This is a genomic window from Kosakonia sp. AG348 (assembly GCF_003337365.1).
Lineage (GTDB): Bacteria > Pseudomonadota > Gammaproteobacteria > Enterobacterales > Enterobacteriaceae > Kosakonia.
In genome coordinates this window covers 170514-197335 of the sequence record NZ_QPJR01000002.1, presented here as the reverse complement: position 1 = coordinate 197335, position 26822 = coordinate 170514, and the positions used below count along the sequence as shown (strand labels likewise).

Below are 26822 nucleotides of genomic sequence, written 5' to 3'. Positions count from 1 at the left end.
GTAGTCACAACCGGGGCGTTTCACCACCTGCCGCAGGGGGAATTTGCGTCTGTCGGCAATGCAATGTCGAAATTGCTATTTCCGCTGCGTTTCATGCGGCGATAGAGTGGTGGCTCGGACATTCCTCGTCACGTTTTATCCACCGTACTGCCGGTTGCAGGTGAGGCTGAACTTTCCTGCAGCCCGAAGTATCGCGGGTCAACGTTGTCATGTTATTTATCGTCGTCGTTTTTAGCCGCAGGCGTGCTTGCGGCTTTTTCTTTTGGATAATGGATCAACGAGTGGAAATGCACGGTGTGTGCGGAACTGTTGCGATAGGCATGGGCCTCATCGCCCGCAAAGCGCACACCCATTCCGCTGGTAAATGTTTTCCACTGCCCGCCGAGACATAAATCCAGCGCACCATTGATGACAATCACATGCTCAATCACCCCGCTTTCGTGCGGCGTCGATTCACTTATCGCCCCCGGCGCCAGCGCAATTGAAAAGAGATCAAAGTGCAGCTTTTCATCCCACGGGAAAATGGGCGTGATTACCATCGCCTGCTGTTCAGGATCGTAGGCGTGCGGGGTATCGCTCTCCGGTGGCGCAATAAAGGTAGAAAACGGCACGTTCAGGCCGGTGGCGATTTTCCAGAGCGTGGCCACCGTCGGGCTTGATTCATTACGCTCAATTTGCCCGAGCATCGCTTTGGAAACGCCCGTCTCTTCTGCCAGCCTGGAAAGGCTCCAGCCACGGCCCTGACGGAGAAGTTTTAAGGTGCTTGCCAGGTAGTCTGCGATGTTCATTACGCCTCCGGGAAGAAAAATCCGGGGCAGTATAGCGCAGCGTTTCTTTTTTAGAGAGTGAAACTATAACCACGCTAAATACCTTATTGCACTGCCAGCTTGTGCGCTATAACGGCCAGTGATACTTTATGCGGATGCTATAACGCACAAGGATTATTTCATGTCGCATGCCACCTTTTCTCGCGCGTCTGCCCTGCCTTTTTCCAGCCTGCTGGCTGGCTTTGTCGCGGTGCTGGTCGGTTATGCCAGCTCCGCCGCCATTATCTGGCAAGCGGCATCGGCGGCAGGCGCAACTGCCACGCAAATCGCCGGCTGGATGACCGCGCTCGGTCTGGGTATGGGCATCAGCACGCTGGTGTTAAGTCTTTGGTATCGCATGCCGGTGCTTACGGCCTGGTCAACACCTGGCGCCGCGCTGCTCGCGACCAGCTTACAAGGGGTTTCACTGAATGAAGTAGTGGGCGTATTTATCTTTGCCAATGCATTAATTGTCCTGTGTGGCATTACCGGGCTGTTCGCCAGGCTGATGAAAATCATTCCCCACACGCTGGCCGCGGCCATGCTGGCGGGCATTTTGCTGCGCTTCGGTTTGCAGGCGTTTAGCAATATTCAGGGGCATTTCGTCTTGTGTGGCAGCATGCTGCTGGCCTGGCTTATCTGCAAAGCGCTGGCACCGCGCTATGCCATTGTCGCCACACTTCTGGTCGGGGGGCTGGTTGCGTGGCTAAGCGGTGACGTTGTCACGCAAAAAATCACTATCGCGGTCGTTGCCCCGACTTATATCGCGCCGGAATTTCACTGGTCGTCGCTGGTGAGCATCGGTATACCCTTCTTTCTGGTAACGATGGCCTCACAGAATGCGCCCGGTTTTGCCACGATGCAGGCGGCGGGATACCACGTGCCGGTTTCACCGTTGATTATTTTTACCGGCGCGCTGGCACTGGTGTTCTCGCCGTTTGGTGTCTATTCCATTTGTATTGCCGCCATCACGGCGGCGATTTGCCAGAGTCCGGATGCTCACCCGCAGGCGGAAAAACGCTGGCTGGCCGCGGCGGCAGCCGGGGTGTTTTACCTGCTAGCCGGTCTGTTTGGCGGCTCGATAACCTCGCTGCTCACCGCCTTGCCATTAAGCTGGATCCAGACGCTGGCAGGGCTGGCACTGTTGGGCACGATGAGCGGCAGCCTGCACCAGGCGCTGATCACCGAACGCGATCGCGATGCCGCGATGGTCACCTTTCTGGTTACCGCAAGCGGCGTCACGCTACTGGGGATTGGTTCTGCATTCTGGGGCTTAGCGATCGGCGGGATCTGCTACAGCGCATTACGCTTAGCGCGACGCGCGTAACTGCGAGGGCGTAATGCCTTTCGCCGCTTTGAAGCGGTTACTGAAGTGGCTGGCCGAGTTAAAACCGCAGGCCAGCGCAATGGTGGTCAGCGGCTGATCGCTATGAAGCAGCAGATCTTTCGCCCGCGCCATGCGCCGTTGCATCACGAACTGGTGCGGCGCCACGCCCATTGACTGGCGGAACATGCGGGCAAAATGGTATTCGCTCAGCGCGGCCTGCGCGGCCAGATCCGCCAGCAGCAGCGGTTCTGCCAGATGCGCATCGATATACTCCAGCACCGTGCGAAGCACCACGGGCGCTAAGCCGCCCGTTACGGTCGGCAGTTGCCACTGCACGTTACTGTAGTGCTGCACCAGGTGCGTCAGTAACAGCGTCGATGCGGTACTCAGCGTTAACTGGTTGGCGTTTTGCTGCCAGTCGCAACCGAGCAAAAACTGGCGATAAAGCGCGGTGATACGCGCATCCTGGGAGAATGTTTTCTCATCCAGCGTGAACGATGCCGGGCTGCGATCCCACACCTGCTCACCCACTTCACGCAGATGCTCATCGGTGCAGTAAAGGTGGACAAAGGACAACGTATCGCGGATATCCCACACCGATTCGCTCTCTTTCGGCATCAGGCAAAAGCGATCCGGCCCGCCGCCATTTTTCCAGCCGTAGGCGGTTTTGTGATAGCTCTCATAGCCGTCGGCAACGTACAAACTCAGGGTATGGTGATTGCAATATTGGGTGATGTTGTCGCGTTTGTTCGACCAGGCCGCCAGTTGAATGCCAGAGTGCAGCGCCACCGAGTTGTGCAATACGGCGTTGTGTTTACTCAAGTTTTCAAAGGCTTCGTAGTGTTCAGACATTCACGGAAATTATCATAAATTCACCAGAACCCCAGTCTATGAATAGCTGGCGGCGGATACCAGCGTTGTGTAAAGAAAAGCGCAAGAATATGCAAGTCCGGCGCAAACCGGTGCAATCGGCTGCGTTGCGGTTTTGCCACACTCAGCATTCGTTTTACGCACTGGAACTCAATATGAACGCATTGCTGTACGGTTTGGTGGTGGTTATCTGGGGGACAACCTGGATTGCGATTTTTCTACAACAAGGGCCGGTCGCCGCGCCGGTGTCGATCTTCTGGCGCTTTGCACTGGCCACAGTGGCAATGATGCTGGTACTGCTGGCGCAGCGTAAGTTGTGCGCCCTGCCGCTGCGCGATCATCTGTTTTGCCTGCTCCAGGGCTGCTGCGTGTTTGGTTTTAACTTCTGGTGCTTCTATACCGCTGCGGCGTGGATCAGCACCGGGCTGGAGTCGGTGATCTTCTCGATGGCGGTCTTATTTAACGCGGTAAACAGTTATCTCTTTTTTGGTCAAAAGCCACCGGCGCGCTTTTTTGTCGCGGCGCTCCTCGGCCTGACGGGGATTGTCACGTTGTTCTGGGAGGATCTGGTCACCAGCGGCTGGAGCATAACGTTACTGATGGGGATTGGCCTGTCGGCGCTGGGCACGCTGGGTTTCTCGTTTGGCAATATGATAAGCCTCCGCCATCAGCGCAAAGGGCTGGAAACCATTACCACCAACAGTTGGGCGATGCTTTACGGCACGTTGATTATGGGAGCGATTGGCCTGCTGCGCGGTGACGATTTCACCCCGCAATGGACGGCCAGTTACCTGGGCGCGCTGGTCTACCTGGCGCTGTTCGGATCGGTGATTGGCTTTGGCGCGTATTTTACGCTGGTCGGGCGCATTGGCCCCAGCAAAGCGGCTTACAGCACCCTGCTGTTTCCGCTGGTTGCGCTGACGGTTTCGACGTTTTTCGAGGGCTATATCTGGCATTTCAATGGCGTTGCCGGTTTACTGCTGATCCTTACCGGCAATCTGGTGATGTTTGCCCGCCCGGAAATCTGGCTGGGCGGGCGCGGAACACGGCGAAAAGCTAACGCTTGCTGATATCAAACATCGTCGCGTCGGTCGCCATATCGTCAATGACTTGTTTCAGAGAGTCGACGGTGACCGGCGCATTTTCGTTATTCACATCTTTCCCTTGCCCCTGGCGCACCACTTTCAGCACCGGCGCATTGGTCTGCGCGTCAATTAGCTCGCCTTCAAAATAGAGATGCGTGTTCATCGTGCGATGACCGGTTGCCATCTGCGTTCCCGCCACGACCATGGCCACCGGCACCACTTCATAGAACTGCAACCCCTGTTTGCTGGCGTCCACGCCGGTTATCGCCCCGCGGAAAATCAGGCTGTGCTGACCTGGCGATGTCACCAGCGGTTTACGCGCGGCGGCGGCAGCTTTCAATTTGCTGTTGGTGTAGTTGAGAACGCCATCCAGCACCTGCTGATTTACCTGGCTGGTAGGTTTCGCCACCGGATAATAGACTACCGGGTGATAGACAATACTGTCGTATTTCGCCGGATCAAAACCCGGCGCCACCCAGCGAAGTACCGGTTTACCGGTGGCGGAAGTGGTTTCCTGCAGCCCTGAATAATCTTTTAGAAACCCGGAGTATTTTTCCGGTTGCGTCACTTTTGACGCGCAGCCTGATAACGCCAGCAGGCCGGAAAAGACGGCAACGCTAACCAATGCATGAGTACGCATGAGGATGTCCCTGTGAGTGCGGAATTGCTCTTAAGGTATAGCAAACGCAGCGGCGTTTTGTGGGGGGAAAAACGACAGCGTTGACAACGCCGATACCCTCATGGTTAACGCGCAGAGAAATGGACGAGCAAACCGCTAACGTACAGGGTTCGCTCGCCCATTGATGGCTATTTCTTCAGATCTACTTGCCAGAAAATATGTTTGCCAAACGGGTCGATTTCATAGCCCTGCACCTCTTTGCGTACCGGTTCGAAAATCGTTGAGTGGGCAATCATCACCGCCGGCATTTGATCATGCATCATCTGCTGCGCCTCTTTATACAGCGCGACGCGTTTGTCATGATCGGTCGTGGCCTTCGCTTCGGCGATAATTTTGTCAAATGGCGCGTAACACCATTTCGCCGAGTTAGAGCCGCCATTGGCTGAGGTACAGGTAAACAGCGGGCCAAAGAAGTTATCCGGATCGCCGGTGGCGGTAGTCCAGCCCATCAAGGCTGCCTGGTGTTCGCCGCCCTTCACCCGTTTCAGGTATTCGCCCCACTCGTAAGTGACGATTTTGGTCTGCACGCCCACTTTCGCCCAGTCGGCCTGGATCATCTCGGCCATCCGTTTGGCGTTCGGGTTATAGGGGCGTTGCACCGGCATGGCCCATAAATCGATGGTTGTTCCCGGCGCAAATCCGGCCTCTTTTAGCAGCGCTTTGGCTTTTTCCGGATCGTAGTCGTAATCCTTCAGTTCGCTATCCGCGCTCCAGACGCCCGGCGGCAGCAGGTTTTTCGCTGCGGTGCCCGTTCCCTGGAACACGGCCTGAATGATCGCCGGTTTGTTGATCGCCATCGCCAGCGCCTGGCGAACTTTGACATTATCCAGCGGCGCTTTTTGCGTATTGAACGACAGGAACCCGGTGTTCAACCCGGCTTTGCTCATCAGCGTGATGTCTTTATTCTCTTTCAGGCGCGGTAAATCGGCCGGATTGGGGAATGGCATGACCTGGCACTCGTTCTTCTCCAGTTTTGCCACCCGCACGGACGCATCCGGCGTGATGCTGAAGACCAGACGATCAATTTTGGCTTTGCCCTGCCAGTAGCCGTCGAACGCGGTAAACAGAATGCGCGAATCTTTCTGGTACTGCGCCAGGCGGAACGGGCCGGTGCCAATCGGATCCATATCGACACGTTCCGGGGTTCCTGCCTTTAACATCGCATCGGCGTATTCCGCTGAGAGGATCGACGCAAAATACCAGCCAAGATCGGCGACAAACGGCGCTTCCGGGTGCGCCAGCGTAAAGCGCACCGTATGGTCGTCAAGTTTATCAATCGCGGTGATCAGCGAACCGAACTCCAGGCTTTCAAAGTTCGAGTAAGTGCCGTTAGAGACATTGTGGTAGGGATTACTGGCGTCTTTTTGCCGCATAAACGAGAAGATCACATCATCGGCATTGAAGTCGCGCGTTGGCGTGAAGTATTTATTGCTCTGGAATTTCACCCCCTTGCGCAGATGGAAGGTGTAAATCTTGCCGTCTTCACTGACATCCCAGCTTTCCGCGAGGCTGGGTTGCAGTTGCGTGGTGCCCACTTTGAAATCCACCAGCCGGTTGTAGACCGGCACCGCGCTGGCATCCACGCTGGTGCCCGAGGTATAGAGTTGTGGGTTGAAGTTTTCCGGCGAGCCTTCCGAGCAATAGACCAGCGTTTTCGCCGCCACAGAAGAACTCACTATCATCGCGGCCAACGCCAGAGCAAGTGTTGTCGGTTTGCTAATCATAGTTTTTCCTGTTGTTTTATTGTAAAGGCTTGTTGTTTGCCCTCTCATAAATAACATTAAAGTGAATTTGCAAACACCTGATAATTCGAATAAAGAAGGAATCACTATGACGTCGTCGCTCTCCAGTCAATTAACGCATCGCTTCTTTCGCTATCTCAGCATCACCAGCCAAAGCGATCCGGCGGCCACCACTTTACCCACCACCGTCGGGCAGTTTGATATGGCGCGTGAACTGGCTAATGAGTTGAAAACACTGGGTCTTGAAGAGATCATTATTGACGATCACGCGACCGTCACCGCCGTCAAAAAAGGCAATGTTCCCGGTGCGCCGCGTATCGGTTTTATCACCCATATCGACACCGTGGACGTCGGTTTATCCCCGCATATTCATCCGCAGATCCTGCGCTTTGAGGGGCAAGATCTCTGCCTGAACCGCGCGCAGGATATCTGGCTGCGCGTTGATGAGCATCCGGAGATCCTCGCTTATCCGAATGAGGAGATAATCTTCAGTGACGGCACCAGCGTACTCGGTGCGGATAACAAAGCCGCGGTTACCGTGGTGATGACGCTGCTGGAAAACCTGACGCCAGAACAGCGTCACGGCGATATCGTGGTGGCTTTTGTACCCGATGAAGAAGTGGGCCTGCGTGGCGCGAAGGCGCTGGATTTAGCGCGTTTTGATGTTGATTTTGCCTGGACAATCGACTGCTGCGAACTGGGCGAAATCGTTTACGAGAACTTTAACGCCGCCAGCGCGCAAATTCAGTTTACCGGGGTGACCGCGCACCCGATGTCGGCGAAAGGCGTGCTGGTGAACCCGCTGTTAATGGCAATGGATTACATCAGCCACTTTGATCGTCAACAAACGCCGGAGCACACGGAAGGACGCGAAGGTTATATCTGGTTTAACGGTATCAATGCCGTACAGAGCTACGCCACGCTGAACGCCAACATTCGTGATTTCGACAGTAAGAGTTTTGCTAAACGCAAACAGCAAATTGCCGATGTTGCGGCAAAAATTGCGGCTCAGTATCCCACCGCGAAAGTGGAGTACAGCATCAGCGATACCTACAGCAATATCAGTAACGCGATTGGCGAAGATCGCCGGGCGATTGATTTACTGTTCACAGCCATGGAATCACTGGGTATCACGCCAAAACCGACCCCGATGCGCGGCGGCACCGACGGTGCGGCGCTTTCTGCTAAAGGTTTGCTGACGCCAAATTTCTTCACCGGCGCGCATAACTTCCACTCGCGTTTTGAGTTCCTGCCGCTACGCGCTTTCGAAGCCTCTTATAACGTTGCGCTACAACTTTGCCTGCTGGCGGCGCGTTAAAACAGACCGGGGATGGCGTCGGAACGGCGTTCACCCCGTAATGATAGTCCGATCTAACCTGCCGGATGACCTTGTAATCCGGCATTTGCTACCCATGCGATGACAATTCATCACTGTAATCCTTCAACCCTTTGCAGGAGGCATTTACCCGGCGAATAGCGGGAAGTGGCGCAGTAGAGATTAAAAGAGAAATACGGAGGGCTGGCAGTAAAAACCGGAGGCCAGCTTCCGGCGCTTTTACTGCCGCAGCAGGATAAGTTACGCGGATTTGCGTGCCAGCATCGTGGCGAAACGTAATTTGATGCGGTTACCGTTGGCATCGGTGCGGTGAAGTTCACCCACCTCTTCGTTGTATTTCAGCAGTTCCCAACCGGCGTAGTAATCGCGTAACTCCCCCTCTTTAAAGGCAAACGGGAAGCCGATCGTGCACGGGAAATCTGCCGTGTCCATTGCCGCGACAATCAGGTTATAGCCGCCGGGTTTGGTGCAGCGCTGCATATTGGCAATCAGCCCTGGGATGGTTTTCGCTTCCAGAAACATCAGCACTACGGTCGAGAGAATAAAATCGTACTCGCCGTCAAAACTGAGATGGTTGAGATCAACCGCCTCAATATGTAAGTTTTCCAGCCCTTCTGTTTCACGAATATTTTGTAAGTTGCTCAGACTATTAGGGTTTTTATCCCACGCGGTGACATCAAAACCCCGGTTGGCGAGAAACAGACTGTTGCGGCCATTACCGCAGCCGAGATCCAGCGCTTTACCCGGCTGGACATAATTCATGGCGTTAAGCACTTCCGAATGGGTCGGGGTCATGCTGTATTTTTCAGTAAAGTAGTTATCAGTGCGGGTGGTCATGCTGTTCCTCAATACGTCGCGAATTTATAAGTTGCATTTTTTGTGCATTTTATTGGTTTCGCTGGCGGATAGCCAGCGGCGTAAAATTTGCTACGTTTAACTCAGGCAGATGGGGGAAATGTAGCATGAATAAGTATCGGCTCAGTGATGAGCAACGGACAATGAATTACCAGATTGGCGGCGAGAAGCGATCCGTCGCCCTGCGCCAGATTATTGCCCTGCGCGATTTCAACGATGTTGTGGCGGGCAGCGCCGGTGGCTGGGTCGATAATGAAAATGTGCTCGATCAGCAAGGAAACTGCTGGATTTACGATGAAAACAGCATGGTTTTTCTTGGCAGCGCAGTGCGTGGCAATGCGCGGATCACCCAGCCGTGCGTGATTTGCCACGATGTCATGATTGCGGATAACGCCTGGGTTGACGGCAGTGAGATAAGCCACGGCGCGCAATTAAGTGACAACGTCACCGTTCAGGCCTCTACGGTGCGCGGTGGATGTCATTTACGCGGCGATGCGCGCATTCTCAGCGGCTGCGACATCATTGCCGCGAAAGGTTTAACGCTGGATAACGAACAAATTTTACAGATTTACGATCGCGCCACCGTCAGCCATTCGCGCGTGGTGCATCAGGCGCAAATTTATGGCGATGCCATCGTCAATTACGCCTTTATTGAACACCGCGCCGAAGTCTTTGATTTCGCTCTGCTCGAAGGCAACGAGCTCAATGATGTCTGGGTGTGCGACTGCGCCAAAGTGTATGGCTCCGCACGCGTGGTCGCCGGGACGCTTGACGATGAGATCCCGACCATTCGCTACAGCTCGCAGGTAGCCGAAAACGCCGTCGTTGAAGGCAACTGTATTTTAAAACACCACGTGCTGGTAGGCGGTCGCGCCTGGCTACGCGGCGGGCCATTGCAGCTGGATGAAAAAGTGGTGATTCAGGGCAATGCGCGCATTCACGGCAATGTGCTGATCGAGCATCAGATTGAAATTTACGGCGATGCGGTCGTCGAGGCGCAGGAAGGCGAAAGCATTCTGTTACGCGGGCCGAAAGTGATTAACGACACGCAGCACATTACCCGCACGCCGCTGGTTGGCTCTTTGTAAGGCGCTTGTCTGTTATCAAAGCCGACGTCGTTTATCCGCGACTTTTCATATTGTTGCAGGTGGTTTATGAGGCACCCGGCGGAGAAAACGCCCCCCCTGACCTGTTCACTTTTCTCCTGCCAGGCTGCAGGATTTTCGCTTCAACAACCTTTGCGCCGTTTTTGTAAACCGTAGCGGCCGTCACCCGGCTGGCGGCAAAGACGGCACCTTTGCCACGCGCTTTGCGACGAGACATCCCGGATAACACCGGGCCTGCAACGAACACTCTGTTGCAGGCTTTTTTCATAAAAAATTTTTTTCTTTCGTGTGGAATAAACCCGCCGTTGCTTCGTCTTATCCGCTCATGATTAGCAGGTGAGCGACTATGACAAACACTCCTTTTACGACCGGCCAGATCCTTGCACGCCTTGCGGCAATCGCATTTGTTCCGCTGGTGTTGATTGTGCTGTTTCTGTGGGGCGGAGGCTGGTTAACTCCTGCGCGCCTGAGCGCAGATAAACTGGTTAATGTCTTACAACAAGCGGGCGGCGAGCATCCGGGCTATCGGCGAAATCACGCCAAAGGGCTCTGCGTTACGGGCAGTTTTATCTCTAACGGTAATGCCAGCACGCTATCGCGCGCCTCGGTATTTGCTGTCGGAGAAACGCCAGTAACCGGGCGTTTTGCCATTGCCGGAGGAAATCCCGCCGCGCCGGATTATGCTGTGCCTGTGCGCAGCCTGGCGCTGGCGTTTCAGTTAGCAAACGGTGAACAGTGGCGCACCGGCATGAACGCAATGCCCTTCTTCCCGGTCTCCACTGTTGAGCAATTCTATGAATTACAGGTTGCCTCGCTGCCCGATGCGGCAACCGGCAAACCGGATGCCGGGAAATTCAAAGCCTTCGTGCAAAAGAACCCGGAGGTCGCGCCGTTTCTGGCATGGGCAAAACAGAATGTGCCTTCGTCGAGCTGGGCCAGCGATCGGTTTAACAGCCTGAACGCATTCCGGTTTATGGATAAAGCAAATGTCGCGCATCTGGTGCGCTGGAGCATGGTGCCACACACCGATTATCAGCCCATCAGCGCCGAGGAAAAGCGTGATAAAAATTTCCTGCAAACGGATCTCAAACAGCGTCTGGCGCAGGGGCCACTGAAATGGGATCTGCTGATCACCGTCGCCCGGCCGGGTGATGATGGCAGCAATGCGGCGAAAGTCTGGCCGGCCGACCGGCAAAACATCAACGCCGGAACGCTGGTTCTCACCCGGGCAACCGAACAGCAAAACGGGCCATGCAATGACATCAATTACGATCCGCTGATCCTGCCGGACGGCATTGCCGCCTCCGACGATCCGTTACTCAATGCGCGTTCTGCGGCTTATGCTAAATCTTACAATGCGCGCACCCGTGAACAATCCGCCCAGGCTGGAGCTCATTTATGAAACAGGTTGCCTATTTCCACCCGGCGCTGCGCGTGCTGCACTGGTTAATGGCGGCGGCGATCATCGCGATGCTGTTTATTGGCGTCGTGATGGTTTCCACCGTCTCATCCCTGCACAGTTTGCTGGTGTCGATCCACAAACCACTGGGTTTGATGATTTTTGTGCTGGTGCTGGTTCGTCTGTGGCTGCGGTTTTATACTGCCACGCCGGCGTTACCGGCGACGCTTGCGGGCTGGCAACGCGCCATGGCGCATCTTTCACACTGGGCGCTCTATGCCATGATGCTTGCGCAACCGCTGATTGGCTGGGGAATGCTCTCGGCAGCGGGCTATCCGGTGACTGTCGCCGGGTGGGTGTTGCCGCCCGTCCTGCCGGTGAATAATGATACTTACGCACTACTGCGGCCACTGCATTCCCTGGTGGCGCTGGCGCTGTTCGCAACGGTGATGCTGCATCTGGCCGCCGCACTGTTTCATGCCCTCGTGCTCCGCGATGGCGTTTTTGAAAGTATGTCGGGAACCCGTAAGCGATGAAGGCAAGCTATGCAACTGACTGATGATGAGATTCGTCAGGTGATGCCACATTTGCAACGCTTTGCGCTGTGGCTAACCCGCAACCCGCACAGCGCAGAAGATTTGGTGCAAAGCTGCCTGATGAAAGCGCTGACGCGTAGCCCAAATAGTGATGGCGAACGGAGCCTGCGCGCCTGGCTGTTCGCCATTCTTTACCGTCAATTTATTGACGGCGAGCGGCGTAAGCGGCGGTATATGAAAATCCTCGCCTTTTTCACCGGCGAGGAGGCCACCGGCGCGTCAACCGAGTCACTGGCCATGGCGGATGATACGCTGGCGGTGTTCGCCACGCTGCCGACCGATTATCGTGCCATTCTGTTGCTGGTGAGCATTGAAGGGCTGAGTTATAAAGAAGTCGCCCAAACGCTCGATATCCCGACCGGCACCGTGATGTCGCGCCTGTCGCGCGCACGTAAATTGCTACATGAGAAATTAGACGGTACGGCAGCGCCGCTGCCGCTGAGGAGACTGAAATGACGTTGCCACCGGATGAACACGATCTGCATGCCTGGATGGATGGCGAAACCGATGAGGCGACCTCAGCGCGTATCGAGCGCTATCTGGCAGAAAACCCCGACGCCGCCGCGCAGGTTGCAGGCTGGCGGCGTGACGCGCAGCAACTCCGCCAGGCCATGAGCCAGCAAACTATCGCCCTGGAAAAACCGGAGCCACACTATTTACGCCGCCAGGTACGCCAGCAGCGACAGTGGAAACTGGCCACCGCGTTCGCGCTGGTACTGGCGTTAAGCGTGGGCGGTTATACGGGCTGGGAGCTGAAAGAGTCGCAGATGTTAATGACTCATCAGCCGATGGAGGACGCGGTTCAGGCTTATAAACTCTTTGATAACGCCGCCGTCACGCCAATGGATGTGGTGGCAAGCCAGCAAACCGAACTCACCCGCTGGGTCGCCCGGTATTTTATTAACGGTAACCAGCCGCCGAATCTCGAACAGTATGGTTTCACCTTATCCGGTGCGCGGCTTATCGCCACCGCGCAAGGCCCGGCGGCGCTGATTATGTATCAGGACAGGAACGGAACGCGGGTCGGCTGGTATATCCGCCCGTTAAGCCCGGTCAAACTCCCTCACGGGGAACGCGAGGCCGAAGATGTGATGGCCCAGTACTGGAGTGATGATCACTACAACTACGCGCTGGTCACACCGATGAACTCACCGGCGGTATACGGTCTGCGCAAAGCGGTGTCGCAGGCCACCAGTTAGCGCGATCAGGCCTTATCGACGATCTTCGCCCAGATATTCTGATCGTCGTAGCTGCCGTTGAGAAACTCCGCCTGTTTAAGGCAGCCTTCGAGCGTAAAGCCGTTGCGCCCGGCAACCTGATTGCTGGCATGATTCGCCACCCGGCATTTGATGACAAAGCGGCGGATATCGCCGCGGCGGGCATAAAAATCGATCATTGCCTGCATGGCCTGAGACAATATCCCCTGACGCTGGCACTCTTCATCCAGCCAGTAGCCGATATAAGCCGTTTTGTTTAACGGCTCTATCGCGTTAAACGCCAGCACGCCCACCAGCACATCGTCGCGCACAATCATGAACATTTTGGCGTAGCCGCGCTGGTGCAACAGTATATTGCTCTGCACGGTTTTACGGGTGTCATCAACGGACGTGACCGACTGCGGCCAGTTGAGAAACTGCTGTAGCCAGTCGCGGTTTTTGACAATTAACTGGTGCAGATCGTGCACAAACCGCTCGTCGGCGGCATGCAGCGTCAGATGGTCATTCACCGGTATAACGGTATCGTCCATTGCGGCTCCATAAAGCATTCGCCCCCTGACGGGGGCGAAGTGGGTTTAGCGCATGACGCGGTCATCAACGTAGTTACGTTTGTCTGGCGCAGGCGGGAAGTATTGATAAAGCCAGGTTTCGCTGATGGCGTCGCCCTGGCAGCGCAGGAACAGACGCATGTCTACCGGATCGGTGGAATCATTGGTCGGATACCAGTCGAACAGAATACGATAACCGTCAAACGGTTCGACATAGAGGATCTCAACCTGTTTCGCTTCCCCGTTTGAAAGCGTGATCACCGGTTCAATGCCTTTCGGCGCGGCCGCTTTCAGGTCACCGCCAACAAAATCAATGGCGAAACGACGCGCCCATTTATCCGGATAGTGTTCGCCCGGCGCCCAGCCTTCCGGGAAACCGCCCATGCCGGTACGGGTGGCGTAAACGCGGGCCAGTGGAGAACGCACCGGCGGCATCGCACTCCAGTACAAGCGGTACTGGAAGGCAAAATCATCGCCCGCTTTGACCGGTTTTTCCGGCTGCCAGAAGCAGACAATGTTATCCAGCGTTTCGCCGGTGGTCGGGATCTCCATCAGGCTAACCGCCCCTTTGCCCCACTTGTTACGCGGCTCCACCCACAGACTCGGACGTTTGTTGTACCAGCCCATCACATCCTGGTAGTGGGAGAAATCACGATCGAGTTGCAGCAGGCCGAACCCTTTCGGGTTTTCATCCTGATAAGCGTTGAACTGCAATTTTTGCGGGTTGTTCAGCGGGCGGCAGATCCACTCGCCGTTCCCGCGCCACATCGCCAGACGATCGGAGTCGTGGATTTGCGGATGAATGGTATCGCAGACGCGGCGCTCGTTATTACCGCAGCTGAACATACTGGTCATCGGCGCGATACCCAGTTGCTTAATATCTTTGCGCGCATACAGGCGGTTATCGACATCCATGATCACCTGGCTCTCTTCGCAGTGGATCACGAACTTATACGCGCCGGTAATACTCGGGCTGTCGAGCAACGCATAAACGGTAAAGGTGGTGTCGGCGGGTTTGGCCGTCTCAAACCAGAAGGCGGTGAAATCCGGGAACTCTTCCGGCGTATCGGTAAAGGTATCAATCGCCACGCCGCGTGCGGAAAGACCGTACTGGAAGGTGCTGTCTACCGCGCGGAAATAACTTGCGCCAAGGAACGAGACGATATCGCGGCGCGCCAGTTCAGGCGCTTTAAACGCGCGGAAACCGGCGAAACCGAGATCGCTTTGCCCTTCCAGCTGTTTGGTATCGACGCCCGCGTCGTGGTAGTTAAACAGCTCCGGGCGGAAGTGAATTTCACGCGCCTGGTGCGTCTCCTGGTCGAGGGAGAACATGCGAACGCGGCGGCGAAATCCCATGCCGACGTGGAAAAACTGCACGTCCAGCAGGCGGCCATCAACGTTGTTCCACAGCGAGTGCTGCGCATCGTACTGAATGCTGTTGTAAGCCTGCGGCGTCAGGTTCGCCAGCGTATTGGGGAGCGCTTTTGGCGCGCCGCCCCACTGCTGTTGCGCCAGATCGTGCGCCATGGACTGCAGCACGGAGAAATCAAAACGGCGGCTCTGGCCATCGGCGATGTCCGTTTCCGCCGCGAACGCCGCGCGGGAAAAGAGCGATGCAACACCGGTGGTGCCGTAAGTTGCGGCAAGGGCCATGGATGCTTGAATAAATCGTCTGCGGTTCATGCCTGGTAACACGTCCTTCTGGTCGTCAAATGGCATTTCGCGATGGCGCGAAACAGCGGCAAAAGCGTTCATTAATGAACGCATCACTCTAGACAAAATTCATTGAGAATCCAATTGTTGGCTGCCGAATATATGAACGAAACATGAAATATTTTCTGTCGATAAGAGCAGCCCGAAAGCGGCGTAAAGATCTGTATAACGGCAGGCGTTTGCGGCGGAAATAAAAAAGCGCCTGCCGGACATCAACGGCAGGCGCCAGAGTGGTCATGCTTTATTGTGCGCTGACACTAACATCAATGCCGGGGAAGTACTTCTCCGCCAGTTTTTTGATGGTGCCATCAGCGCGGATTTTATCGATGGCGGCATCAAGTTGCTTTTTGGTGGCCTCATCACCTTTACGCAGCCCGAAACCGATACCACTGCCGAGGATCGTATCGTCCGATACCGGTTTGCCAATAAAGCCAAACCCTTTCCCCTGCGGCTTGCTGAGGAAACCTGCCTGCCCCGCCGCCGACATCACCAGTGAGGCGTCAATGCGGCCGTTCAGCAAATCTCCCCACGCCATATTCTGATCTTTATACGACACCACCGTGACACCGTGCTTTTCCCAGTGCTCTTTGGCGTAGGTTTCCTGAATTGATCCCTGCAACACGCCAATGGTTTTGCCTTTCAGCCCCTCGGCGGTCGCTTCCATGCCGTCGCCACTTTTGCCGACCAGTTGTGATGGAATGCGATAAATCGGTTGGGTGAAATCGATGCTTTTACGCCGCTGTTCGGTAATGTTCATCGCCGAGTTGATGGCATCGAATTTCTTGGCAGTCAGCCCTGGGATCAAGGCGTCAAACGAGGTTTCCACCCAGCTACATTTCAGTTGCGCCGCTTTGCAGACAGCGTTCCCCAGTTCGATATCAAAACCTTCCAGTTCGCCTGACGCGTTGCGGCTTTCAAACGGCGGATATTCCGCTTCCACGCCGTAACGCAGCGCGTTTTCGGCAAATGAGGAGAATGAGCAGAGCAAACCCATGCCCAGACAGAGTGCTTTAAATTTCATCATTAACGCTCCTTAGCGTGGCTTAACACGACACAGGGCCTGCGCGCCTGCTCTTAATGTTGCCTCGTCTTTCGCAAAAGAGAGGCGGATCAACTTGTTATCTGTACCATCGGTATAAAACGCCGACAACGGAATGGTGGCGACCCCGCAGTCAATAATCAGCCTTTTTACCATCTCGCTGTCGCTTTCATCGCTGAAGTGGCTGTAATCCGCCAGCAGGAAAAACGATCCGGCGCTGGGTAGTAAACGAAACGGCGACTCAGCGAGCAAGGTTTGCAGCAGGTCGCGCTTACGCTGGTAAAACGCCGCCAGCGACAGCCAACCCTGCGGGTCACGCATATGATCAGCAAAGGCATGCTGCATGGGGGTATCGGCGGAAAACATCAAAAACTGGTGTACTTTGCAGATCTCATCCATCAGTTCCGCAGGCGCAACGCAGTATCCCACGCGCCAGCCCGTCACATGGTAGGTCTTGCCAAACGACGAGATAATCACGCTGCGCTCCGCCAGTTGCGGATGGGTTGCCATGCCGTGATGCGGCTCGCCGTCGAATACCACATGTTCGTAAACTTCATCGGAGAGGATCACAATATCGGTGTGCCGGGTGATCGCCGCCAGTTGCTCAAGATCGGCGCGGGAAAACACCTGCCCGCTGGGGTTGTGCGGCGTGTTCACGATAATCATGCGCGTGCGCGGTGTGATTGCCGCGCGCACTTCGTTCCAGTTCACCGCGAAATCCGGCACCGTCAGTTTGATGGCTACAGGCGTTGCGCCCTGCAAACGGACAATGGGCGCGTAGCTGTCGAACGAGGGTTCAAAGTAAATCACTTCATCACCCGGATGCACCAGCCCGCTGATAGCGGAGTACAACCCTTCGCTGGCGCTGGCGGTGATAAGAATTTCACTGTCTACGTCGTAATCCGTGCGGTACAGCTCGCTGATTTTCTGCGCAATCCGCTCTTTTAACGGGCGCAGACCGGTCATTGATGCGTACTGGTTATGATTGGCCTGCATGGCACGCGTCACCCCGGCAATCAGCTGCGGATCGCAAGGAAAGTTGGGCGCGCCCTGAGAAAGGTTTATCGCATTATGTTCGGCGGAAAGCTGGCCGATAACGGTAAAAATGGTGGTGCCGACATCGGGTAATTTGGAGCGAGTTTTCACCGGGGTACGCAGAGTCATGCCTGATCCTTTCACATAAAAAGTGCATAACCATTCAAACTAAACCCTGTTGAGCCGACAACCGAATTGTTGTCATAATAGCCATGAATAAATTGCATAGCTGGAGTTGTCATGTCGCCCCGAACTTTGCCGCTCAATGCCATCGACGCTTTTCTGATCACCGCCCGCCATCTTAATTTGACGCACGCAGCAAAAGAGTTGTGCCTGACACAAGGCGCGGTTAGCCGCAAAATCGCCGCGCTGGAAAACTGGTTCGGCTTTCCGCTGTTTGAGCGCCACGCGCGCGGTTTACACCTGTCGCCGCAGGGCAGCGCCCTGTTACCGGAACTGCGCGGCGCGTATGAACAACTGGTAGCGGTCGCCTTGCAGGCGCGCTCGCAACAAACGGTGGTGCGCCTGAAAGCGCCGACCTGTGCGATTCGCTGGCTGGTGCCGCGACTGGTGAATCTGGAACAACGTTACCCGGAATTACAGGTGGCATTGACGACTACCACCGATCACACCATTAACTTCAAAACAGAACCTTATGACGCGGCGATTGTGTTTGGCACCCAATTAAGCGCCGGGGATCTGCTGTTTGAGGAAGCGCTAACGCCGGTGATTAGCCACGCGCTGGCGCAGCGCAATGCGCTGGAAACCGCCACGTTATTACATCCGACGCGGGATAAAACCGACTGGTCGCTGTGGCTGGCAAGACAAAGCGCTTTTCAGCCCGTCATGAGTAAAAATCAACACTTCGACACCATGGATTTAGCCATTACCGCCGCCATTCAGGGGCTGGGGATGGCCATCGCCGATGAAACGCTGGTAGCGGAAGATATCGAGGCCGGACGCTTGCTACGCCCGTTTTCACAGAGTGTCAAAACCGGTGCCAGTTACCGCCTGGTGCTGCGGGAAACGGAGAATAAAGCCGCCGGGCTGGCGGCGTTCAGAGAGGGGTTACTGAGTGCTAATCAAGCTTCACATGGTGGCGCATAACCCGGCGAAAGAAGCTCAGACGGGCACGCATAAAGCGGTTAACCAGGCGAAATCCTGCATGTTTATTCAATCCCATGCGTAACAACCGATCGCGGCCGCGCACGCAGGCCAGCCAGTTGACCGGGCCGGGTAACGCTTCTGTACGGCGACTGGCCTGGGCGGCAAAACGGCCCCAGTAATCGGCAATATGCGCGGCAAAGGCGAGATCGCGCGGGTTGACATAATGGCAGGACGGCTCCGAAAGCATAAGGTTGTCGAATACATACGGCACTTCATTACCGTGCCACGCGCCGTTGATATAGGTGTCGTGTGCCGCTTCGGCAACATAATCAAACCAGTAACGCCAGCAGGGTTGCCCGACACGCTGCTGCGCCTGCATCACCACCAGGCCAAGCGTGGTAAAGGCCATATCGCGGCACACCTGGCGACCCAGTTCTGCATCCCCTTTCACCCCCGGATAAAGCAGGCGGATAAGCCCCAGTCCGAGCCGCTGTTCGCGGCGCATCTTTTCGATTTGCCCGGCGAGATCGACGCCAAACTCGGCCATCACGCTGGCTTCATCACTGTTCGACCCGATAATGACCGGCATCGGATGTTGTCGACCGGCGAAAAAGGTATCAAGCATCGGTTCCGGTAACACGCAGTCACCCGCGATGGGCGCAGGCGCAATTTTCAATGGCGCTTCCAGCGGCCAGAAGGCTTCTGCCGGCAGCGCGCGCAGCTGCCCGGCACTGGCATTTTCCAGGCCAAAATGTGCGGCAATCGCTTCACCTTTTGCCAGCGCCGCTTCGCGCGGCGTATCCGGCAAGGTATAACTGCTCTGAATAATGGCTTTGTGAAACAACCCTTCTGCCAGCGGCGAGGCCATCAGCGCCATCACGCTACGCGCACCCGCCGATTCGCCAAACAGCGTCACATTTGTCGCATCACCACCGAAAGCAGCAATATTCTCCTGTACCCAACGCAGCGCGGCTATCTGATCAAGCAAGCCAAAGTTGTAGACACGCTCACCGCTCTCCTGCTCAAGCGCCGGATGGGCGAAAAAGCCAAGATGGCCAAGGCGATAATTGATCGTCACCAGCACGACGCCGCGTGCCGCAAGCGCTTTTCCGTCATACGGCGGCAACCCGCCGGAGCCGATAGTAAACCCGCCGCCGTGCAGCCAGACCATCACCGGCAGCGGTTTTGTCCGCGAAGCCGGTGACCAGATATTCAGATAGAGACAATCTTCGGAGAAACTCCCCGGATCGCCGCCGCCGACCTGCTGGCAATAATCACTGTTTTGCCAGCTGGCGGCGGAAAACGTGTCGGCGATGCGCACCCCCTGCCAGGGTTGCGGCGGCTGTGGCGCGCGCCAGCGCAGCGCACCAGTGGGCGGCGCGGCAAAGGGAATACCGCGCCAGACATGAAAGGCGTCTTCACTGCATCCCAGCACACTGCCCTGGCGGGTGTGTGCCAGCGGCGTTAATGGATTTTCCATAACAATATCCAGAAATAACTGATTTCTGGCAGATTACCTGTTTTACAGCAGACCGCAACGCCGTTTGCTGCGCGCTTCGGCTTCCGCATAGAGTGTGAATTCATCGAACACCGGGCAACCCAGCGCGGCCTCAAACTGCGCCTGGCTGGCATTGCCGTGGCTACGCGCCTGGGTTTCGTTGCCGAGGTTAGACTGGAAGATCCCCGCCGCGCTGACCGGCAGAAAATCCTCATAGGTAATGGGTTGCGCCACCACCCAGCCGCGCTCGATCAACGGCTGGGGATCGTCGCCGGGATGAATCGCCTGCCGGTGCGCTTCACCCGTTGGCGTCAGGCGATAGCGGAACCACGCCAGCCCCTGCTTGCGCAGCAGCATCTCGCTGTCAGGGAAGGCTTTAAACACCTCCTGCAAATGCAACTGGTGCGTCAGGTTATCTTTGCCGGTTCCGGCGCTGGTCAGCAGTTGATCATAGAGGGCGCGCCCTTTCTGCGTTAACGCGATGCCACGCTGTTCGATTTCGCCAAAACGCGCGGTATGCGTGCCCTGGTGCTCACCGTTAAACAGCACCGGTTCATCCAGCGCTTTGAAACTGGTCTGGCGCAGCAAAATCGGCACATCGCGACGCGGTGGCCCTTCAATGAGGATTTTCGGTTCTATGCCGTACTCCGGCATCAGCGCCTGAACACGGTCAATATCCAGCGTGCGTGGCGTTAAGTGATTGATATGGCAGCCAGGGAAACAGACCACATCGGCAATCAGGCGGTGCTCATCATGCAGCGCCTGATAGGTTTGCGCATCCACCGTGGCATGGCGGTGCCAGCGGAACGTTTCCAGCGCTTCCTCAACAAAGGCTTTGGCTTGCTGCGGGGTAAAACCGCCATTCAGTTCATGCAGCTCAATCAGCTGGCGGCATGCCGGGGTGAATATGTCACGCTTTGCCAGAATGGCGGCGGCTTTATCACGCAGCGTGTCGTTCTCGATAAGCTCCAGGCGCAGCAGCGAGGTAAAAATACGAAACGGGTTACGCGCCAGCGCCGCGTCTTCGATCGGGCGAAAGGCGGTGGAGTGCACCGGAACGCCCGCCTGCGAGAGATCGTAATAGCTGACCGGAAACATCCCCATAATGGCAAACATGCGCCGCAAAGTAGAAAGCTCCTCGGCCGTCCCTACCCTGATGGCGCCGTGACGCTCGACATTGAGCCGCGCTAATTCATCGGCGTTGGCCAGTTGTTCATGCAGACGCGGGTTGTTCTCCAGCACCGCCAGATTCACATCCGCGACCAGCTCCAGCAGCGTGCCGTATTGTGGAACTTCCTGCTGGTACATGGCTGACATCGCCTGTGAAAATTGTTCCCGAATCTCATCAGCCGTGATGCTGTACGCCATAGTGTAATCCCTCCAGTGTGTTCTCTCTGGAGTGTAGAGAAGCCTTTTTACGTGCGTGATGGGAAATTTACAAAGTGTGATCGTGGCAGAAAACGCGCGTGCGCCGCGCGGTAACGAACATAACGAAAGATTATGGAACAGCGCCGCCAAAAACCCTTATCAACATGCAGGTTACGTCACATTGCGGGCAGAATCCGTTTGTAACTCAAAGAGATTAAATGTTAATAATATTTTGCTATCTGGTTATCAAAATTAAACAACTTAACTTGCCAGCGGTTCTGCACGGTTTTTAACATCATCTTATGGAAAAAAACGGTCTGTTTTCACAGCGCATTCGTCTGCGCCATTTGCATACATTCGTTGCCGTCGCTCAACAAGGAACTTTGGGGCGCGCGGCTGAAACCCTTAACTTAAGTCAGCCTGCGCTGTCGAAAACCCTCAACGAACTCGAGCAACTCACCGGTAAGCGCCTGTTTGAACGTGGCCGCATGGGCGCGCAACTCACGCTGGTCGGCGAACAGTTTCTTACCCACGCGGTTCGCGTACTGGACGCGGTTAACATTGCCGGGCAGTCGCTGAGCCACAAAACCGAACTCAAAAACGACCTGATCCGCATCGGCGCGCTGCCGACCGCCGCGCTGGGGATCTTACCGGCGGTCATTGGCCAGCTGCACAAGCAGCAGCCGGATATCACCATTCAGGTTGCCACCGCCAATAACCCGATGATCCTCGCCGGGCTGAAATCCGGTGAACTGGATCTGGGCATTGGTCGCATGTCAGACCCGGATTTGATGAGCGGCTTGAGTTATGAGCTGCTGTTTCTCGAGTCGCTAAAACTGGTGGTACGCCCGCGACATCCATTGCTGCAAACCACCGTCACGCTAAGCAAAGTGCTGGAATGGCCAGTGGTGGTCTTGCCGGAAGGCACCGTGCCACGGCAAAACACAGAGGATCTGCTCGCCAGCCAGAACTGCGCGCTGCCGTCTGGCTGCCTGGAGACGCTTTCCGCGTCGCTGTCACGCCAGCTCACGGTGGAATATGACTACGTGTGGTTTGTCCCTTCCGGTGCGGTAAAAGATGATTTGCGGCTGGGCTCGCTGGTCGCGCTGCCCATTACGCCGCCCGGTATTGGCGATCCGATTGGCATCATCACCCGCGTGGATAGCCCCCTGCCACCTGCCGCTCACGCGCTGATAGCGGCGATTCGCAAAACGATGCCGGGTTGATCCCGGCTGGCTTATCTTCTCTTCCGTTTGCGCAACAGGTGAATAGCTCGTTAATTGTGTGATAAAAATAGGTTGTTGAATAAGGGTTGTTGTTACGCAACTTACACTAACGCTGTAACAATCCGCAGCCGGAAGAAGAGATGAAATTCAAAACCGCTATTAAACCCTACCACGCTGCTGCCGGTGGTCTGGGCTCGCTGGAAGCGACAACGCGCTTCGTTATTGACAGTAAAAACGCGCTGAAAAATATGCGCAACCTGTTGCGCATGAACAAAGCGCGCGGCTTCGACTGCCCCGGCTGCGCCTGGGGTGATGACAATAAAAGTACCTTCAGTTTTTGCGAAAACGGCGCGAAAGCCGTGACCTGGGAAGCGACCCGTCGCCAGATTGACGCCACCTTTTTTGCGCAACACAGCGTGACAGCGCTTAACCGCCAGAGCGACTATTTCCTTGAATACCAGGGCCGGTTGACCGAACCACTGCGTTACAACCCGCAAACCGATCACTACGAACCGATTTCCTGGGACGATGCGCTGGCGATGATTGGCGAGCATATTAAGGCAATGGATAACCCCAATCAGCTCGAACTGTATACCTCCGGTCGTGCCAGCAACGAATCGTCCTGGCTTTATCAGCTGTTTGGCCGCATGGTCGGCACCAATAACTTCCCGGATTGCTCCAACATGTGCCACGAAGCGAGCGGCGCGGGGCTGAAACGCAGCATTGGCGTGGGTAAAGGCACCATTCACCTGGCCGATTTTGAGAAAGCAGACGCCATTTTTGTCTTCGGGCAAAACCCCGGCACCAACCACCCGCGTATGCTGCACAGCTTGCGGCACGCCGCCGATCGCGGGGCACGCATTGTCACCTTTAACACCCTGCGCGAACGCGGTCTTGAGCGATTTGCCGATCCGCAAAAACCGCTGGAAGTGGTTACGCCGATGGCGGGTGCGATCAGCTCCTCTTACTATCAGCCCAATCTCGGCGGTGATATGGCGGCGGTGCGCGGAATGGCGAAAGCGTTGCTGGAAACACAGCGCCAGCGGCTGGCTAACGGTGAAGCGAGCATTTTTGACGATGCCTTTATTGCGCAGCACACCCACGGCATTGACGCGTGGTTTGCGCAAATCGATGCCACCGACTGGCAGACCATTGAGCAACAGTCCGGTCTCACTCAGCAACAGTTGCGCGACGCAGCCGCCATCTGGCAGAACGCAAAACGGGTGATTTGTACCTGGGCGATGGGTATTACCCAGCATAAACACTCGCTGGACACGGTACGGGAAATCACCAACCTGCAACTGCTTGGCGGTCACTTAGGCAAACCGGGCGCGGGGTTGTGTCCGGTTCGCGGGCACAGCAATGTGCAGGGCAACCGCACGATGGGGATTGACGAAAAACCGCCGGCTGCCCTGCTCGACAGCCTTGCTCGCCATTTCAGTTTCGAGCCGCCGCGCGAGCACGGGCACCATACGGTAGAGGCCATTTCGGCAATGCTGCGTGACGAAGTGAAAGTGCTGCTTGCCCTCGGTGGCAATCTGGCCGCCGCCGCGCCGGATACGCCACTGACCTGCGCCGCGCTGCGCCGTTGCGGGCTGACGGTCTACATCAGCACCAAACTGAACCGCAGCCATTTAATGCCGGGTAAACAGTCGCTGATCCTGCCGACACTTGGCCGCACCGAAGAAGATATGCAGGCAAGCGGGCGTCAGTTCGTCACCGTGGAAGACTCTTTCAGCATGGTGCATGCCTCTGAAGGCATTGGCAAACCGCTGGCCGCCACGCAGCGTTCGGAAACCGCGATTGTCGCTGGCATCGCCCATGCCACGCTGGGCAGTGACAAGGTTGACTGGCTGGCGCTGGCGGGTGATTACAACCTGATCCGCGATCATATCGCCGCCACTATTCCCGGCTTTCAGAACTTTAATGTTCGTTGCGAAGAACCGGGTGGTTTCTGGCTGGGGAATGCTGCCGCAGAGTTGCGTTTTAATACGCCTTCCGGCAAAGCGGAATTCAGCGCCGCCGCCCTGCCGCTGTCGGTCTGCCCGGAGACGCAAGCGCCGTTTGTCCTGCAGACATTACGCTCGCATGACCAGTACAACACCACCATTTACGGGCTCGATGACCGTTACCGTGGGGTTTATGGGCAGCGCGACGTGCTGTTTATGCATCCGCAAGATATTCGCGCGCTCGGGCTGAATGATGGCGACCGGGTGGATATTGAAACCCAGTCGACTGATGGCGTGCAGCGCCGCGTTGAGGATTTCCGTCTTGTCGCTTATGACATCCCGCGCGGCAACCTGGCGGCCTATTATCCGGAAACGAACCCACTGGTTCCGCTGACGCGTTTTGGCGACGGCACCGGTACGCCAACCTCGAAATCCATTCCTGTCATTATCACGCCGGCAAAAACACGCGAAACGCTGCGTATTGCCTGATCACAACGCCCGCGTTCAGCGGGCGTTCTCAAAAGCGCTTCCTGTTTAACCGGTTTACGGATGCATTACGGCGCGATCCGCTTACCGTTGCAATCAACAACCTGCTCCCCATCCTCTTTCGTAAACGCGCCTTTCTGCGCTTCAGGCAGGATCTCCAGCACCACTTCCGACGGGCGGCAAAGGCGCGTACCGCGCGAGGTAACAACAATCGGGCGGTTAATCAAAATCGGATGCTCAAGCATAAAATCGATCAGCTGAGCATCGGTGAAGCGATCTTCTGCCAGCCCCAGTTGTTCGTACGGCGCAACATTTTTGCGCAACAACTCACGCACTGAAATGCCCATAGCGCCAATCAGTGTTGTGAGTTCATCGCGCGAAGGCGGTGTCTCAAGGTAGTGAATAATTGTCGGCTCCACACCGCTGTTGCGGATCAGCGCCAGCGTGTTGCGCGAGGTGCCGCAGTCAGGGTTGTGATAAATCGTAATGTTGCTCATAAGTACTCTCACGACAAAGGAAAAGAGAGGCGCAATGCCAGCGCCACCAGCGTGACAAAAAGAACCGGCAATGTCATCACGATACCGGTTCGGAAGTAATACCCCCAGCTCACTGCGATCTTCTTCTGCGCCAGCACATGCAACCAGAGCAGTGTCGCCAGGCTGCCAATAGGCGTGATTTTCGGCCCCAGATCGCAGCCAATCACATTGGCATAAATCATCGCCTCTTTAAGCACGCCCGTTGCGCTGCTGCCATCAATCGACAGCGCACCAATCAGCACTGTTGGCATATTGTTCATTACCGAAGAGAGGAATGCGGTAATAAAACCTGTGCCGATGGTGGTCGCCCATAAGCCCTTATTGGCCAGCAGATTCAGAACCCCGGAAAGGTATTCGGTGAGCCCCGCGTTTCGCAGCCCATAGACCACCAAATACATGCCCAGCGAAAAGACAACGATTTGCCATGGTGCACCACGCAGCACTTTGTTTGTATCAATCGCTGCACCTTTTTTGGCGACGGCAAACAGAATAAGCGCACCAACAGCCGCAATCGCACTCACCGGAATACCGAGCGGTTCCAGCACAAAAAAGCCAGTCAGTAGCAGGATCAGCACTACCCAGCCGGTGCGAAATGTCGCCGGATCTTTAATTGCGCGGGCAGGTGCTGCCAGTTTATCTGCGGCATAATTTTGCGGAATGTCACGGCGAAAAAAGAGGTGGAGCATAGTAAGTGTCGCCGCGATTGCCGCGATGTCCACCGGCACCATGATGGAAGCGTAGGCGGTGAATCCCAGGTGGAAAAAGTCTGCCGATACGATATTAACCAGATTCGAGACAATCAGCGGCAGACTGGCGGTATCGGCAATAAAGCCTGCGGCCATCACGAACGCAAGTGTGGCTCGCGGGCTGAAACCAAGCGCCAGCAACATGGCAATGACAATCGGTGTCAGGATCAGCGCGGCACCATCGTTGGCAAACAGGGCTGCAACCGCCGCTCCTAACAACACAATATAAGTGAACAGCAACCGCCCGCACCCGTTGCCCCAACGTGCAACATGCAGCGCTGCCCATTCGAAAAAACCGGACTCATCTAACAGTAAGCTGATGATAATGACGGCAATAAACGTCGCCGTTGCGTTCCAGACAATATTCCACACCACCGGAATATCGCTCATATGAATCACACCGCAGGCCAGCGCCAGCACCGCGCCAAGCGTTGCGCTCCAGCCAATACTCAACCCTTTGGGCTGCCAGATAACCAGCACGAGGGTGAAAATAAAGATGCTTCCAGCCAGTAACATTTCAGACTCCATGATATACGGATTTATGCATATGTTT

At 55.9% G+C, this 26822-nt stretch carries 24 protein-coding genes; 11 read left to right on the top strand and 13 right to left on the bottom strand.

Annotation, left to right across the window (positions count from 1 at the left end; genetic code table 11):
* Window positions 1-212: 212 nt before the first annotated feature.
* Window positions 213-788 (bottom strand): helix-turn-helix domain-containing protein, encoded by a 576-nt coding sequence (locus DFO56_RS04765; protein ID WP_016495974.1) that lies wholly within the window; start codon window positions 786-788, stop codon window positions 213-215.
* A 160-nt stretch (window positions 789-948) separates the two neighbouring features.
* Between DFO56_RS04765 and DFO56_RS04760 the strand changes: the two genes are divergently transcribed.
* Window positions 949-2133 (top strand): benzoate/H(+) symporter BenE family transporter, encoded by a 1185-nt coding sequence (locus DFO56_RS04760; protein WP_045508207.1) that lies wholly within the window; start codon window positions 949-951, stop codon window positions 2131-2133.
* On the opposite strand, the gene DFO56_RS04755 is transcribed toward DFO56_RS04760, so the two are convergent.
* Window positions 2116-2985 carry a helix-turn-helix transcriptional regulator gene (locus DFO56_RS04755; protein ID WP_045508204.1) on the bottom strand — a complete coding sequence of 290 codons (870 nt, stop codon included), beginning with the start codon at window positions 2983-2985 and terminating at the stop codon, window positions 2116-2118. The two genes, DFO56_RS04760 and DFO56_RS04755, sit on opposite strands and share 18 nt — an antisense overlap.
* A gap of 173 nt (window positions 2986-3158) precedes the next feature.
* Between DFO56_RS04755 and DFO56_RS04750 the strand changes: the two genes are divergently transcribed.
* The gene (locus DFO56_RS04750; protein WP_045508201.1) at window positions 3159-4073 is read left to right on the top strand and encodes a DMT family transporter; all 915 of its coding nucleotides are present in this window, start codon (window positions 3159-3161) and stop codon (window positions 4071-4073) included.
* On the opposite strand, the gene DFO56_RS04745 is transcribed toward DFO56_RS04750, so the two are convergent.
* Together DFO56_RS04745 and DFO56_RS04740 are read right to left on the bottom strand one after the other, a co-directional pair.
* Window positions 4060-4728: a DUF3313 domain-containing protein gene (locus DFO56_RS04745; RefSeq protein WP_045508198.1), complete on the bottom strand. Its 669-nt coding sequence runs from the start codon at window positions 4726-4728 to the stop codon at window positions 4060-4062. The two genes, DFO56_RS04750 and DFO56_RS04745, sit on opposite strands and share 14 nt — an antisense overlap.
* Before the next feature lie 167 nt (window positions 4729-4895).
* The gene (locus tag DFO56_RS04740) at window positions 4896-6491 is read right to left on the bottom strand and encodes an ABC transporter substrate-binding protein (RefSeq protein ID WP_045508195.1); all 1596 of its coding nucleotides are present in this window, start codon (window positions 6489-6491) and stop codon (window positions 4896-4898) included.
* A 106-nt stretch (window positions 6492-6597) separates the two neighbouring features.
* Here DFO56_RS04740 and pepT point away from each other — a divergent pair, with 106 nt between their 5' ends.
* Window positions 6598-7827 (top strand): peptidase T, encoded by a 1230-nt coding sequence (pepT, locus tag DFO56_RS04735; RefSeq protein ID WP_045508192.1) that lies wholly within the window; start codon window positions 6598-6600, stop codon window positions 7825-7827.
* 258 nt (window positions 7828-8085) lie between these two features.
* Here pepT and tehB read toward each other — a convergent pair whose 3' ends face one another.
* Window positions 8086-8682: a tellurite resistance methyltransferase TehB gene (gene tehB / locus DFO56_RS04730; RefSeq protein ID WP_045508189.1), complete on the bottom strand. Its 597-nt coding sequence runs from the start codon at window positions 8680-8682 to the stop codon at window positions 8086-8088.
* A 125-nt stretch (window positions 8683-8807) separates the two neighbouring features.
* Here tehB and ydcK point away from each other — a divergent pair, with 125 nt between their 5' ends.
* The 5 genes from ydcK (at window position 8808) to DFO56_RS04700 (ending at window position 13000) form a co-directional block, all read left to right on the top strand.
* The gene (ydcK, locus tag DFO56_RS04725; RefSeq protein WP_199496494.1) at window positions 8808-9788 is read left to right on the top strand and encodes a YdcK family protein; all 981 of its coding nucleotides are present in this window, start codon (window positions 8808-8810) and stop codon (window positions 9786-9788) included.
* Between the two features lie 364 nt (window positions 9789-10152).
* Complete coding sequence (locus tag DFO56_RS04715; protein WP_045508181.1) at window positions 10153-11208, top strand: catalase family peroxidase; 1056 nt, start codon at window positions 10153-10155, stop codon at window positions 11206-11208.
* Window positions 11205-11741, top strand: a complete 537-nt coding sequence (locus tag DFO56_RS04710) for a cytochrome b (protein ID WP_016495964.1) — start codon at window positions 11205-11207, stop codon at window positions 11739-11741. The genes DFO56_RS04715 and DFO56_RS04710 overlap by 4 nt, the downstream gene beginning before the upstream one ends.
* Window positions 11742-11750: 9 nt before the next feature.
* The gene (locus tag DFO56_RS04705) at window positions 11751-12257 is read left to right on the top strand and encodes an RNA polymerase sigma factor (RefSeq protein WP_016495963.1); all 507 of its coding nucleotides are present in this window, start codon (window positions 11751-11753) and stop codon (window positions 12255-12257) included.
* Window positions 12254-13000: an anti-sigma factor gene (locus DFO56_RS04700; RefSeq protein WP_045508177.1), complete on the top strand. Its 747-nt coding sequence runs from the start codon at window positions 12254-12256 to the stop codon at window positions 12998-13000. The genes DFO56_RS04705 and DFO56_RS04700 overlap by 4 nt, the downstream gene beginning before the upstream one ends.
* Before the next feature lie 5 nt (window positions 13001-13005).
* On the opposite strand, the gene rimL is transcribed toward DFO56_RS04700, so the two are convergent.
* The 4 genes from rimL to DFO56_RS04680 form a co-directional block, all read right to left on the bottom strand.
* Entirely contained in the window at window positions 13006-13548 is a 543-nt protein-coding gene (gene rimL / locus DFO56_RS04695) for a 50S ribosomal protein L7/L12-serine acetyltransferase (RefSeq protein ID WP_045508174.1), read from the bottom strand.
* Between the two features lie 45 nt (window positions 13549-13593).
* Window positions 13594-15249, bottom strand: a complete 1656-nt coding sequence (locus tag DFO56_RS04690; protein ID WP_044489646.1) for a glucan biosynthesis protein D — start codon at window positions 15247-15249, stop codon at window positions 13594-13596.
* A gap of 271 nt (window positions 15250-15520) precedes the next feature.
* On the bottom strand, window positions 15521-16300 hold the full coding sequence (locus DFO56_RS04685; RefSeq protein WP_097406822.1) for an ABC transporter substrate-binding protein: 780 nt from the start codon (window positions 16298-16300) through the stop codon (window positions 15521-15523).
* A 12-nt stretch (window positions 16301-16312) separates the two neighbouring features.
* Window positions 16313-17482 (bottom strand): pyridoxal phosphate-dependent aminotransferase, encoded by a 1170-nt coding sequence (locus DFO56_RS04680; protein WP_016495958.1) that lies wholly within the window; start codon window positions 17480-17482, stop codon window positions 16313-16315.
* A 111-nt stretch (window positions 17483-17593) separates the two neighbouring features.
* On the opposite strand from DFO56_RS04680, the gene DFO56_RS04675 reads away from it, so the two are divergent.
* Window positions 17594-18460, top strand: coding sequence for a LysR family transcriptional regulator (locus DFO56_RS04675; protein ID WP_045508171.1), 867 nt, complete (start codon window positions 17594-17596; stop codon window positions 18458-18460).
* Here DFO56_RS04675 and DFO56_RS04670 read toward each other — a convergent pair.
* Window positions 18432-19940: a carboxylesterase/lipase family protein gene (locus DFO56_RS04670; protein WP_045508168.1), complete on the bottom strand. Its 1509-nt coding sequence runs from the start codon at window positions 19938-19940 to the stop codon at window positions 18432-18434. The two genes, DFO56_RS04675 and DFO56_RS04670, sit on opposite strands and share 29 nt — an antisense overlap.
* A 42-nt stretch (window positions 19941-19982) precedes the next feature.
* Entirely contained in the window at window positions 19983-21326 is a 1344-nt protein-coding gene (locus tag DFO56_RS04665) for a VOC family protein (RefSeq protein WP_016495955.1), read from the bottom strand.
* 302 nt (window positions 21327-21628) lie between these two features.
* On the opposite strand from DFO56_RS04665, the gene DFO56_RS04660 reads away from it, so the two are divergent.
* Window positions 21629-22552, top strand: coding sequence for a LysR substrate-binding domain-containing protein (locus DFO56_RS04660; RefSeq protein WP_016495954.1), 924 nt, complete (start codon window positions 21629-21631; stop codon window positions 22550-22552).
* Between the two features lie 140 nt (window positions 22553-22692).
* Window positions 22693-24990: an FdhF/YdeP family oxidoreductase gene (locus tag DFO56_RS04655; protein WP_045508166.1), complete on the top strand. Its 2298-nt coding sequence runs from the start codon at window positions 22693-22695 to the stop codon at window positions 24988-24990.
* 65 nt (window positions 24991-25055) lie between these two features.
* Here DFO56_RS04655 and arsC read toward each other — a convergent pair whose 3' ends face one another.
* Both arsC and DFO56_RS04645 read right to left on the bottom strand, forming a co-directional pair.
* Complete coding sequence (gene arsC, locus DFO56_RS04650) at window positions 25056-25484, bottom strand: glutaredoxin-dependent arsenate reductase (RefSeq protein ID WP_016495952.1); 429 nt, start codon at window positions 25482-25484, stop codon at window positions 25056-25058.
* A gap of 8 nt (window positions 25485-25492) precedes the next feature.
* Window positions 25493-26785 (bottom strand): arsenic transporter, encoded by a 1293-nt coding sequence (locus DFO56_RS04645; protein ID WP_045508164.1) that lies wholly within the window; start codon window positions 26783-26785, stop codon window positions 25493-25495.
* Between the last annotated feature and the right edge of the window lie 37 nt (window positions 26786-26822).